This window comes from Streptomyces sp. NBC_00377 (genome assembly GCF_036075115.1).
Lineage (GTDB): Bacteria > Actinomycetota > Actinomycetes > Streptomycetales > Streptomycetaceae > Streptomyces.
In genome coordinates this window covers 7,012,911-7,024,817 of sequence record NZ_CP107958.1, presented here as the reverse complement: position 1 = coordinate 7,024,817, position 11,907 = coordinate 7,012,911, and the positions used below count along the sequence as shown (strand labels likewise).

Below are 11,907 nucleotides of genomic sequence, written 5' to 3'. Positions count from 1 at the left end.
GCTTTCTCGGTGCACATGGGACGGCCGGGGCCGTGCCGCTGCGGTCAGCCCGCGTACGGGTCCGCGACCTTGCCCGGGCGGGCCAGGAACGCGAAGTCGCAGCCGGTGTCGGCCTGGGTGATCTGTTCGTTGTAGAGCGCGCCGTAGCCGCGCTCGTAGCGGACGGGCGGCGGCGTCCACTGCGCCCTGCGCCGGTCCAGCTCCTCGTCGTCCACGTTGAGCTGAAGGGACCGGGCCTCCACGTCGAGGGTGATGGAGTCCCCCGTGCGCACCAGGGCGAGGGGCCCGCCCACGTGTGACTCGGGCGCCACGTGCAGGACGCATGTGCCGTAACTCGTCCCGCTCATCCGTGCGTCGGAGATCCGCACCATGTCCCGCACGCCCTGCTTGAGCAGGTGGTCGGGGATGGGCAGCATGCCGTACTCGGGCATGCCCGGGCCGCCCTTGGGGCCGGAGCCCCGCAGCACCAGGACCGTGTCGGCGGTGATCCCGAGCGCGGGATCGTTGATGGTGCGCTGCATGGTGCGGTAGTCGTCGAAGACGACCGCGGCGCCGGTGTGCTTGAGCAGGTGCGGCTCGGCGGCGATGTGCTTGATGACCGCGCCGTCCGGGCAGAGGTTGCCGCGCAGGACGGCGACCCCGCCCTCGCTCGCGACCGGGTCCTCCCGGTGCCGGATGACGTCGTCGTTGTGCACCTGGGCGCCGGCGAGCTGCTCGCGCAGGGTGTCGTGCGAGACGGTCGGGCGGTCCAGGTGGAGCAGGTCCGGGATCCGGGAGAGGAAGCCGGGGAGTCCGCCCGCGAAGTGGAAGTCCTCCATGAGGTACTTCTGGCCGCCGGGCCGCACGTTGGCGAGGACCGGGACGGTCCGGGCGACGCGGTCGAAGTCGTCGAGGGTGAGCTCGACGCCCGCGCGGCCCGCCATGGCGATCAGGTGGATCACGGCGTTGGTCGAACCGCCGAGGCCGAGGACGGTCGTCACGGCGTCCTCGAAGGCGTCCCGGGTCAGGATCTCGGAGAGTACGCGCCCCTTGTGGACCTGTTCGACGATCCTCATGCCGGCCTGCGCCGCCATCCGGTCGTGTCCCGAGTCGACGGCCGGGATGCTCGACGCGCCCGGCACCGTCACGCCCAGCGCCTCCGCGGCGGCCGTCAGCGTGGACGCCGTGCCCATCGTCATGCAGTGCCCCGGCGAGCGCGCGAGGCCGTTCTCCAGCTCGGCCAGCTCGCAGTCGCCGATGAGGCCGGCCCGCTTGTCGTCCCAGTACTTCCACATGTCGGTGCCCGAGCCGAGGACCTCGTTGCGCCAGTGGCCGGGCAGCATGGGCCCGGCCGGGACGAAGACCGTGGGCAGGTCGACGCTGGCCGCGCCCATGAGCAGCGCGGGTGTCGTCTTGTCGCAGCCGCCCATCAGTACGGCGCCGTCGACGGGGTAGGAGCGCAGCAGCTCCTCGGTCTCCATCGCGAGCAGGTTGCGGTAGAGCATCGGCGTCGGCTTCTGGAAGGTCTCGCTGAGCGTGGAGACCGGGAACTCCAGCGGGAAGCCGCCCGCCTGCCACACGCCCCGCTTGACGGCCTGTGCGCGGTCGCGCAGGTGGACGTGACAGGGGTTGATGTCCGACCAGGTGTTGAGGATCGCGACGACCGGCTTGCCGAGGTGCTCCTCGGGGAGATAGCCGAGCTGGCGGGTGCGGGCGCGGTGGCTGAAGGAGCGCAGGCCCTCGGCGCCGTACCACTGGTGGCTTCTGAGTTCCTCGGGGCGTTTCCTGGGCTGGTCGTCGAAGCGCTTCATATGGACCACCCGGCCGCTATGGCGGCGATCTCGGCCCTCTCGTGCTCCGGCAGCGTCCGGCTCGGCGGGCGCACCTCACGTCGGCACAGGCCGAGGGAGGCAAGGGCTTCCTTGACGACGGTGACGTTGTCGGCGGAGCCGTCGGCGGCGCGCAGTTCCTCGAAGCGCCTGATCTGTTCCCACACCTTCATCGCGGCCGGATAGTCCCCGGATCGAAGCGCTTCGATCATGTTCAGCGAGACGGCCGGGGCGACGTTGACGAGCCCGGAGGTGAAGCCGGTGGCGCCGGCGGAGAAGTAGGAGGGGGCGTACGGCTCGGCGAGTCCGGCGACCCAGACGAAGCGCTCGAGACCCGCGTCCCGCGCGAAGGCGGCGAAGCGGGAGGCGTCCGGGACGGCGTACTTGACGCCGATGACGTTCGGACAGGCGTCGGCCAGGTCGGCGAGGCGTTCGCCGTGCAGCTGCGCGTTGCGGATGTACGGGACGACACCCAGCTCGGGCACCGCCGCCGCGATCTCCCGGTGGTAGTCGACCCAGCCGCGCTGCGAGACATAGGGGTGGACGGGCTGGTGGACCATCACCATCCCCGCGCCCAGGTCACGGGCGTGCCGGGCGGAGGCGACGGCGGTCGGCACGTCGTGTCCGACGCCGGCCAGGATCACCGCCCGTCCGCCGGCCGTCTCCGCGGTGAGTTCCATGACGTGGCGGCGCTCCTCGGGGGTGAGGGCGTAGAACTCGCCGGTGTTGCCGTTCGGGGTGAGGGTGGTGATCCCGCCGTCGAGCAGCCGGCGCAGCAGGGCCCGGTGGGCGTCGCCGTCGACGGAGCCGTCCTCGGCGAACGGGGTCACCGGGATGGCCACCACGTCGGCCAGGGCCGCGCGCTGGGTCTCGAACGCCACGCTGCTCATTCCTGGCCTTTCTCTGCCTTGGTCTCCGCGGGGGCCTCATGGGCGGTCTCGGGGAACGCCCGGTGCACGAAGGACGCGATGTGGGCGTGCAGGGCGCGGCCCGCGCCGTCGGCGTCCCCGGCCAGGGCGAGCCGCAGGATCTCGCGGTGCTCGCCCGCCTCCCGTTCCCAGGAGGGCGAGGCGGCCCAGGCGACGGCGGAGACCAGGGCGGCCTGGTCGCGCACCTCGTCGAGCATCCTGCCGAGCAGCGGGTTGCCGCACGGCAGGTACAGGGCGCGGTGGAACTCCCGGTTGGCCAGGGAGCGTTCGGCGGTGTCGGTCGCCCCGTCGGCCTTGGTCAGCGCCTCGCGGGCGGCATCCAGGGAGGCGCCTCGTCGCACGGCCCGCTTGAGCGCCTCGGGTTCGAGGAGCAGGCGGACGTCGTAGACCTCGCGCGCCATGTCCGCGTCCACCATGCGCACCGTGACGCCCTTGTACTGGCTCATGACGACCAGTCCGGTGCCGGCCAGGGTCTTGAGCGCCTCGCGCACCGGGGTCTTGGAGACCCCGAACTGGGCGGCGAGCTCGGTCTCGACCAGGGCCTGACCGGGCGTCAGCCGCCCGGTGAGGATGCGGCGTTTGATCTCCTCCAGCACGTACTGCGTGCGGGAGGGGATCGGCGTGGGCACAGAGGTCATGCGCGCCTCTCGGGTGTCGCGTATCTGATCTCGGATCTGGCGTATCGCGTCTCATATATGACGTACGAGGTACGACGCGTTGAAGGTAGGAGCGGGCCCGTGTTTCGTCAATGCTTCTGACAAAGGAAGTCGGGGTTGCCGGGGCGCAAGGGCCCCAAGTGGGGTCAGAAGGGGATGGTCTCGCCCTCACGTGCGGTGCGGGCGGGTCCACCGAAGGCGACGGCGGCCCGCGCGGTCGCGGCCTTCCGGGTCAGCGTGGGTCCGACATGGGTGATGTACAGCTCGCGCACTCCGGCCCGGCGAGCGGCGTCGCCGGCCTCCTCGGGGGTGAGATGCACCTGCGGTTCGTGTTCGCCTTCGCGATGCCGGTCGATGTCCGCCTCGCACAGGAACAGGTCCGCCCCGGAGGCGAGTTCGGTGAGGGCGTCGCACGGTCCGCTGTCTCCGGAGTACGCGAGCACGCTCCCCTGGCACTCGGCCCGCAGCCCGTACGCCTCGGTGTCGTGCACCACCGCGCGCGAGGTGAGGCGCAGGTTCCAGTGCCGTACGGTGTGCCCGTCGAACAGGGCCCTGAAGTCGAAGACCTCGCTCAGGAACCGTACGTCGGGCCGGCCGAAGAAACCCGCCAGGCGCCGGGCGCAGTCGAGCGGCGCGTAGACCGGGATCGGGGCGGGCGGGGTCATCCCGCCGTAGGCGAGGGCGTAGGCCGCGGCGAGGAGATCCGCGCTGTGGTCGACGTGGAGGTGGGATATCCAGATCGCCGTGAGCCGGTCCGGGTCGGTGTGCCGTTGCAATTCCGCGAACGTCCCGGGTCCGGCGTCCACCCATACCTCCGCCCCCGCTCCGCGCAGCAGGTAGCCGGAGCAGGGGCGGCCCGGCCCCGGGTGCGGAGAGGCGGTGCCGAGGACGGTGAGGCTCAGGGGCATGGTGGGGAGCGTACGTTTCGCTCTCGCCGGACGCGCCGTGATTGCGTCCGTCTACGGCAACCGCAGGGGGCCGTCCAGGGCGGGCCGGGCGGTCCCGCTACCGCGTCCACCTCGGATCACGCCCGCTGAGGCCGACCGCCCGGTCGAGCAGCGGGGCGTCGTCAGGGACGGGCACCACGGGGCCGAAGGCGCCGTCGCCGCGGTCCGACTGCTCTGCGGCCGCCCGCAGGAAGTCGTGCGAGGCGCGCAGGGCGGCCGGGTCGGGCGCGTACTCCTGGCCGGTGGCCCGGGCCAGGTCCCAGCCGTGGATCACCAGCTCGTCGGCGACGACGGCGGCCGCCACCGCGCCGGGCAGGTCCACGGCGCCGGCGCGGGTCGTGCCGGTCCAGGCGGCCGGGTCGCGCCAGGCGTCGGCGAGTGCGTCGAGCGCCTTGGCCAGGTCCTCGCGCCAGCCGGGGCCGATGTCCGGCCCGGCGGCGTCCGCGGGGGTGTCGGTGGTGGGTCCGAGGTCCTTGCGGGCCGCGTCCCGGAAGGCGACGGAGAGGCCGGTGAGGTGCCCGAGCAGGTTGCGGACGGCGCAGCGCGGGCAGGGGGTCGGGTCCGCGAGCTGCTCGTCGCGGACCCCCTCCGCGAGGCGCGCCACGATCAGCGTCTGCGGGCCGAGGTCGAATGCGACGGTGGTGTCGGTCATGGAGGGTGGACCGCCGGCGCCATGCGAACTCATCGGCGCCACGCCCGGGAATTCCGGCCGCCCCCCGGGACCGGCGACCGGCGACAGACCCGACGGCGGCCCGACCTGGTTCGCCGGAGGGTCCGGGACCGGTGCCTCAGGCGCCCCGGCGGCGTTCCCTAGGGGGTGCCCGTGACGAGCTGCCGTCGGCGATCCGGCCCGGGGCATCTGCCCGATGCGCGGGCGGACGCCTCAGCGCCACGATCACCGGACATGAAGAAGAACTGGTCCGTGGTGCGCGTCCTCGGGGACCGTGAGGCGGCGCTCTGCCTTGCCGCGACGCTGGTGTCCGGTTTCGGTACCTCGGCGCTCTGGCTGGCGTCCGGTGTGTGGGTCAAGGATCTCACCGGCTCGGACGGGCTCGCGGTGCTGTGCATGCTGGCGCTGTGGGTCCCCGTCCTGTTCGGGCCTGCGCTGGGCGCCCTGGCCGACCTCCCCCGCCGCCGGAAGCCCTTGCTCGTGGCGCTGAACCTGGGCCCTGCGGCCCTGCTGCTCACCGTCCTCGCCGTGCACTCCCCCGGCCGGCTGTGGCTGCTGTGGGTGGTGCTGTCGCTGTACGGCGCCGCCTCGGTGGTGGCCGACGCGGCGGAGTCCGCGCTCGTCGCCGCCGTCGTCGCCCCGGAGTCGCTCGGCGACTTCAACGGACTGCGCACGACGGCGACGGAGGGCATGAAGCTGCTCGCCCCGCTCGCGGGGGCCGGCCTCTACGCGGCCTTCGGCGGCCCGGCCGTGGCCCTGCTCGACGCGGCCAGTTTCGTGTGCGCGGCGGCGCTGTACGCGTGCGTGCGGGTCCGCGAGGACCGCCCTGGACCGGCCGCGGGCGGTGGCCGGGTGCGGACGGCCGACGGCGTCCGTTTCCTGTGGGGGCATCCCGGGCTGCGCCCGCTGGTGGTGGCGGGCGGTACGACGATGCTGTTCGGGGGGCTGAACGGCGCGTTCACCTACGCCGTCGTCGAGGGCCTCGGCCACTCCCCCGCGTACTCGGGCGCGCTCTACGCCGTCCAGGGCGCCGGTTCGGTCGTGGTGGGCCTGTTCTCGGGACCCGCGTTGCGGCGGCTGGGTGACCGCCGGTTCTCGGGCTGTGGGATCGCCCTGACGGCTCTGGGGGTCGTCGCGCGCGCCGTCCCCTCGGACCCGGTGGTGCTGGTGTCGGGCGCGGCGATCGGGGCGGGGCTGCCCTGTGTGCTGATCGCCGCGCTCACCGCCGTGCAGCGGGAGACCCCGGACGCGCTGCTCGGCCGGGTCACCGGCACGGCAGGCACCCTGCTGTACGCGCCGAACGTGTGCGGCCTCGCGCTCGGCGCGTGCCTGGTCGAACTCGTGCCGTACCGGTGGCCGCTGGTCCTGCTGGGTCTGGCCCGGCTGGTGACGGTGTTGCCGCTGCTGCGCGCGGGCCCTCAGCGCGAGGCCAGCGCCGCCCGTACGGCCTCCAGGTCTCCGTCCGACGCCAACCCCGCGTGATACAGCCGGACTTCCGTCGCGCCGAGTTCACGGGCCCGGGCCATGTCGGCGGTCAGGGTTCCCGGGCTGCCGCCCATGCCGGAGACGATGCCGAGGTTGGCGGCGAGGACCGCGCCGTCGCGGCCCTGCGCGGCGAACGGGGCCAGCGGGCGGGGGCCGCCCGCGCAGGGCACGACGACCCCGTCCGCGACGGACAGGATGTGCGCGGGGTCGACGCCCGGGTTGGCGCCGACGTGGTGGGTCACCGGGTCGGCGTGCAGCAGGACCTGGAAGCCGTCGGGCGCCGCGTCCCGTACCGCGCGCACCGCGGTCTCCTGGAGCGTGCGGGCCCTCTCGTCGCGCCACGCGCGGGTGGCCGCCGCCGTCTCCTCCCCGAGCAGCTTCTCCACCCCGGTCCAGCCCCCGTCGTCGGGCGCGCCTCGCCACAGCGGCTCCAGCGCCTCCCGTACGGCCGCGGCGAGCGCGTCGGCGTCCAGTCCGTGCTCGCCGTAGCCGGACCGGCAGGCGGAGCAGAAGCAGAGCGCCATCAGGTACTGGCCGGCGTCGTCGAGACCGACGCCGCCGGTCTTGTCGTGGGCGTGCAGGTGCTGGAGCCCGTACCAGCCGAGGGACTCCAGTTCGGTGCCGCCCGCGCCGGGGCGTACGGCGGCCTCGGCCGCGAGGTCGACGAGGTACACGCGCGTGGCGGGCTGGGCGATGCAGGGGGCCCACGGGTAGCGGTCGCCGTAGGCGTTGACGACGGAGGTGTCCGGATGCTCGGCGCCCAGCCGGGAGTTGTGCGCGAGGACCACCCAGGTGTGCACGTCGAGCCCGGCTCCCGCGAGGGCTTCGGCGGCCTGCGCGTAGGCGTCGCCGGGGGCCCAGTCACCGGCCGGGTAGGGGCGCAGGGCGCTGTCCTTCCAGCGGCCGCCGGCCGGGTCCGTCGGGTACAGCACGGCCGCGTGTTCAGCGGTGACGATGCGGTGGCGCGGGTGGCGGGGGGTGAGGGCGCGGGTGGAGTGGTAGGCGGCGGCCAGGGTCACCTGTTCCACGCCGAGTGCGGCGATCCGGGCCGGTGCCGCGGGGTCGCCCACGACGTCCCAGGGATAGACGAAAGTCGACGCCTTCACTTAACGGTCCTCCTCCAGCAGCGCGTGCCCGCGCTCGATCAGCCGGGCGAGCTGCTTGACATGATCCTCGCCCGGTTCGTGCAGCGGCGGGCGTACTTCGCCGACGTCGAGGCCCCGCAGCCGGACCCCGGCCTTGACCAGCGAGACGGCGTAGCCGCGGCCCTGGGCGCGCAGTTCGACGAACGGCCGGTAGAAGCCGTCGAGGAGGCGTCGGACGGTGCTGTCGTCGCCGGCGGTGAGCGCCCGGTGGAAGGCGAGGGCGATCTCGGGGGCGAAGCAGAACACGGCCGAGGAGTACAGGGTGACGCCGAGGGCCCGGTAGGCGAGCTGGGTCTGTTCGGCGGTCGGCAGGCCGTTGAAATAGAGGAAGTCGCCGGGAACCTCGGTGCGGACGGCGCTGATGATCCGCTGCATGAGGTCGAGGTCGCCGAGGCCGTCCTTGAGGCCGACGACCCCTTCGGTCCGGGCGAGCTCGACGACGGTCTCCGGGCTGAAGACGGCATTGTCGCGCTGGTAGACGACGACGGGCAGCGAGGTGGCGGCCGCCACCGACCGGTAGTGCCGCAGCAGGCCCTCCTGGGCGGCGACGACGAGATAGGGCGGCATGGCGAGCAGGCCGTCCGCGCCGGCCGACTCGGCGAGCCGCGCGAAGCGCACGGCGAGCGCGGTCCCGTAGCCGGCGCCGGCGACGACCGGCACGCGCCCGGCGGTCTCCGCCACGGCCGCCCGTACACAGGCCTCGAACTCCTCGGGGGCGAGCGCGTGGAACTCCCCGGTCCCGCAGGCCGCGAAGACGGCCGCGGCCCCCGCCCCGACGCCGCGGCGGACATGCGCGCGGTAGGTGTCGAGGTCGAGTGAGCCGTCGGGGCCGTAGGCGGTGACGGGGAAGAACAGCGGTCCGCTGGGGACGCGGAGGCGGTCGGCGAGCGGGGCTGACGTCACGGGCTCTCCCGGGTCCATAACGGGTCCATATTCTTGAGCAGCGTCCATATTCCTGAACAAGCTCACGCTAGGGTGCCCGATCGAGCCGGGTCAAGCGGGCAAACCCCCGAGACACCAGCAGTTTTGCCCTGCGCGCAGGACACTTGACGGGCACGGCCACCGCTCCCTAGCGTGTCCATGAATGTGAACTGTGGCCACGCATACGTCCGCCCCACCCCATGATGTCGACCTCAGCGATCCAAGGAGACCCGAGGATGCCCGCTCCGCGCACCGTCCTGCTCACCGGCGCCGCCGGCGGCCTCGGCACCCTGATGCGGGACCTGCTGCCCGCCTACGGCTACCGGCTGCGGCTGCTCGACCTGCGTCCGGTCGAGGGCGAGCCGGAGGCGATCGTCGCGGACCTGGCCGACCGGGCCGCGGTCCGCGAGGCCGTGCGGGGCGTCGACGCGATCATCCATCTCGCGGGCATCTCCCTGGAAGCCCCCTTCGAGAAGATCCTGAGCGCGAACATCGCGGGAACCCACCACCTGTACGAGGCCGCCCGCGAGGAGGGTGTGCAGCGCATCGTCTTCGCCTCCTCCAACCACGCGGTCGGCTTCACCCCCCGCCCCCGTGGCGACGCGCCGCACGCCGCGGACGAGCTGATCCCGGTCGACACCCCGCGCCGCCCGGACACCTTCTACGGCCTGTCCAAGTCCTTCGGCGAGGACCTCGCCCAGCTCTACTGGGACAAACACGGCCTGGAGAGCGTCTCGGTGCGCATCGGCTCCTGCTTCGCCGAGCCGACCAGTGTGCGCATGCTGTCGGTGTGGATGAGCCCGGCCGACGGCGCCCGCCTCTTCCACGCGGCCCTGACCGCCGAGAACGTCGGCCACACCGTCGTCTACGGCTCCTCCGACAACACCCGGCTGTGGTGGGACCTGAGCACCGCGCGGGCGCTCGGCTACGACCCGCAGGACGACTCGGAACCGTACGCCGAGAAGCTGATCGCCGAGCAGGGCGAGCTGGACCCGGAGAACATCGCCCACGCCTACCTGGGCGGCCACTTCGTCAGCGACCCGCCGATCTGGCCGTACTGACCGGCGGACGCAACGGCCGGACGGACGATCGTGGTGGGCGCGGTATCGCCGCCAGGTCCCTGCCTGCGTCCGTTCGGGTCCGGGTAAGGGAACGGCAAAGTGGTCCCGCTCGTTCACCCGGCATGACAGCTATGACCCCCGGCTCGAACATCCCTCTCTCCACCGCCCGTGTGACGGTGGACGTCGCCGCTCCGGTGCGGCTCGACGTTTCGGGCCTGCTGCTCACCGCCGACGGCAAGGTGCGCTCCGACGACGACTTCATCTTCTACAACCAGCCGAGCGGCCCCGGCGTGACCTACCGTTCCGGTGGCGGTGCGGCCCCCGACGCGATCACCGTCGACACGTCCGCGGTCCCCCCGGGCATCGAGAAGATCGTCGTCACCGCCAGCCCGGACGCGGCGGGGCAGACGTTCCAGGGCGTCGAGCCGACGGCGACGATCCGCAGCGCGGACGACAACAGCGTGCTGGCCACCTTCACTCCCCCGCAGCTCGGCTCGGAGACGGCGCTGGTGGTCGTCGAGATCTATCTGCGCAACGGCGCCTGGAAGGCCCGCGCGGTCGGCCAGGGGTACTCCAACGGCCTGGCCGGCATCGCCACCGACTTCGGTGTGACGGTGGAGGAACCGGCGCCCGCCGCTCCGCCGCGGCAGGCCGCCCCGGCGCCCGTGGCGCAGTCGCCGCTGGCTCCGGCGGCCCCGCCGATGCCCCCGGCGCCGCCCGCCCCGGCGGCTCCCGCGGCCACCGGGAAGGTCAACCTGGACAAGGGCCGCGTGAGTCTCCAGAAGAACCAGACCGTCTCCCTCGTGAAGGGCGGCCGCCCGCTGCTCTCGCAGGTCAAGATGGGTCTGGGCTGGGAGCCCGCGTTCCGCGGCAAGGACATCGACCTGGACGCCTCGGTCATCGCCTACGGCCCCCAGCGCAACCACATCGACAGCTGCTACTTCGGCAAGCTCTCCATCCTGAACGGCGCGATCAAGCACTCCGGCGACAACCTCACCGGTGAGGGCGGCGGTGACGACGAGGTGATCGTCGTCGACCTCGGCCGTCTCCCGCAGGAGGTGACCGGGCTGGTCTTCACGGTGAACTCCTTCTCCGGCCAGAAGTTCACGGAGGTCGCCAAGGCCTACTGCCGTCTGCTGGACGCCTCGACCGGCGAGGAACTCGTCCGCTTCGACCTCACCGGCGCCGAACCGCAGACGGGTGTGCTGATGGCCAAGCTGATCCGGCAGTTCTCCGGCGAGTGGGACATGACGGCCATGGGCGAGTTCGTCAAGGCCCGGACCGTACGGAACATGGTGAAGCCCGGCGCCCAGGCGCTGTAGCCGTACGCCGGCCGGTCCGCGGGTCGCGGGCGGGCAGCCGCGGCGACCCGACCGCCGTCGGCGCCGGCCGTAGTCGTTCAACCGGAGTCGCTCCAACCGCAGTCGTACAACCCCAGTCGTGCATACGCTGTGGTTCCCACCGCAGTCGTTCAGCCACGGGCGCCCGCCGGCACGGGGGCGCCCGCTGTCGTCACCGCACGGGCCGCAGGCCCTCGGTCAGCAGCGACACATAACGGCGGATGGCGTCGCCGTCCCCCTTGGCCAGCTCCGACGCCGTCGCCACTCCGTGCGCGAGGCGCAGGACGTCGATCGGCTCGATGTCCGCCCGCAGGGTCCCCTCCCGCTGCGCCGCCTCCACCAGCCGGGCAGCCGCCCCCTTCATGTTCGTGCCGCAGGCGGTGACGGCGGCCGCGCTCCCGTCCGTGACGGCGGAACCCAGCAACGACTTCATGCCGCGCACCTGGATCGTGCCGACGCAGAGCTCGTTGAGCCACTCCACCAGCGCCTCGCCCGGCGGGAGTTCGCCGCCGAGTTCGTCGGCCCGCACGGCGAGCGCCTCGATCCGGTCGAGGTAGGCCGCCTCGAGCAGCGCCTGCCGGGTCGGGAAGTGCCGGTACAGCGTGCCGGAACCGACACCCGCCCGCTTGGCGATGTCGTCGAGGGAGGCGCTCTCCCCTCGCTCGGCGAAGGCCTCGGCCGCCACCTCCAGCAGGCGCTGGTAGTTGCGGCGAGCGTCCGCACGCATCGGCCTGACCTGCGTCATCCAGATACTCCTTGCGAAGCGGGGGCTCTCTCCGCATTTTGGCACGCTTCAGGCCCGCCGGCGTCCCTGACGACCGCGCCCGCCGGATCGCCTCCGCGGCCTCCGGCCCACGCCAACCGGCCGCCGGTGACGATGCGGCGCCGCGTTCCGACCGGGCGGCGATCCTCGACGGTACGCACCAGCCGGAGCAGCGGCGAACA

At 73.0% G+C, this 11,907-nt stretch carries 11 protein-coding genes; 3 read left to right on the top strand and 8 right to left on the bottom strand.

Annotated features, from left to right (window positions below):
* Positions 1-44: 44 nt before the first annotated feature.
* From araD to OHS71_RS31155, 5 genes are all read right to left on the bottom strand, one after another.
* Entirely contained in the window at positions 45-1,790 is a 1,746-nt protein-coding gene (araD, locus tag OHS71_RS31175; RefSeq protein WP_328482653.1) for an L-arabinonate dehydratase, read from the bottom strand.
* Positions 1,787-2,698, bottom strand: coding sequence for a dihydrodipicolinate synthase family protein (locus tag OHS71_RS31170; protein ID WP_328482652.1), 912 nt, complete (start codon positions 2,696-2,698; stop codon positions 1,787-1,789). The genes araD and OHS71_RS31170 overlap by 4 nt, the downstream gene beginning before the upstream one ends.
* A complete protein-coding gene (locus OHS71_RS31165; RefSeq protein ID WP_328482651.1) occupies positions 2,695-3,375 on the bottom strand; it encodes a GntR family transcriptional regulator in 681 nt (226 codons plus the stop codon). The genes OHS71_RS31170 and OHS71_RS31165 overlap by 4 nt, the downstream gene beginning before the upstream one ends.
* A gap of 164 nt (positions 3,376-3,539) precedes the next feature.
* Positions 3,540-4,301, bottom strand: a complete 762-nt coding sequence (locus OHS71_RS31160) for an MBL fold metallo-hydrolase (RefSeq protein WP_328482650.1) — start codon at positions 4,299-4,301, stop codon at positions 3,540-3,542.
* A 97-nt stretch (positions 4,302-4,398) separates the two neighbouring features.
* Positions 4,399-4,992: a TIGR03086 family metal-binding protein gene (locus OHS71_RS31155; RefSeq protein WP_328482649.1), complete on the bottom strand. Its 594-nt coding sequence runs from the start codon at positions 4,990-4,992 to the stop codon at positions 4,399-4,401.
* Between the two features lie 252 nt (positions 4,993-5,244).
* Here OHS71_RS31155 and OHS71_RS31150 point away from each other — a divergent pair, with 252 nt between their 5' ends.
* Complete coding sequence (locus OHS71_RS31150; RefSeq protein WP_328482648.1) at positions 5,245-6,492, top strand: MFS transporter; 1,248 nt, start codon at positions 5,245-5,247, stop codon at positions 6,490-6,492.
* Here OHS71_RS31150 and OHS71_RS31145 read toward each other — a convergent pair.
* Both OHS71_RS31145 and OHS71_RS31140 read right to left on the bottom strand, forming a co-directional pair.
* Positions 6,429-7,601: a hypothetical protein gene (locus OHS71_RS31145; RefSeq protein WP_328482647.1), complete on the bottom strand. Its 1,173-nt coding sequence runs from the start codon at positions 7,599-7,601 to the stop codon at positions 6,429-6,431. The two genes, OHS71_RS31150 and OHS71_RS31145, sit on opposite strands and share 64 nt — an antisense overlap.
* Positions 7,602-8,543, bottom strand: a complete 942-nt coding sequence (locus tag OHS71_RS31140; protein WP_328482646.1) for a 5-dehydro-4-deoxyglucarate dehydratase — start codon at positions 8,541-8,543, stop codon at positions 7,602-7,604.
* 254 nt (positions 8,544-8,797) lie between these two features.
* On the opposite strand from OHS71_RS31140, the gene OHS71_RS31135 reads away from it, so the two are divergent.
* Together OHS71_RS31135 and OHS71_RS31130 are read left to right on the top strand one after the other, a co-directional pair.
* Positions 8,798-9,622, top strand: a complete 825-nt coding sequence (locus OHS71_RS31135; protein ID WP_328482645.1) for an NAD-dependent epimerase/dehydratase family protein — start codon at positions 8,798-8,800, stop codon at positions 9,620-9,622.
* Positions 9,623-9,753: 131 nt separating this feature from the next.
* Entirely contained in the window at positions 9,754-10,944 is a 1,191-nt protein-coding gene (locus OHS71_RS31130) for a TerD family protein (RefSeq protein ID WP_328484702.1), read from the top strand.
* A gap of 190 nt (positions 10,945-11,134) precedes the next feature.
* Here the strand turns inward: OHS71_RS31130 and OHS71_RS31125 are convergent, their stop codons facing one another.
* A complete protein-coding gene (locus tag OHS71_RS31125; protein WP_328482644.1) occupies positions 11,135-11,707 on the bottom strand; it encodes a TetR/AcrR family transcriptional regulator in 573 nt (190 codons plus the stop codon).
* Between the last annotated feature and the right edge of the window lie 200 nt (positions 11,708-11,907).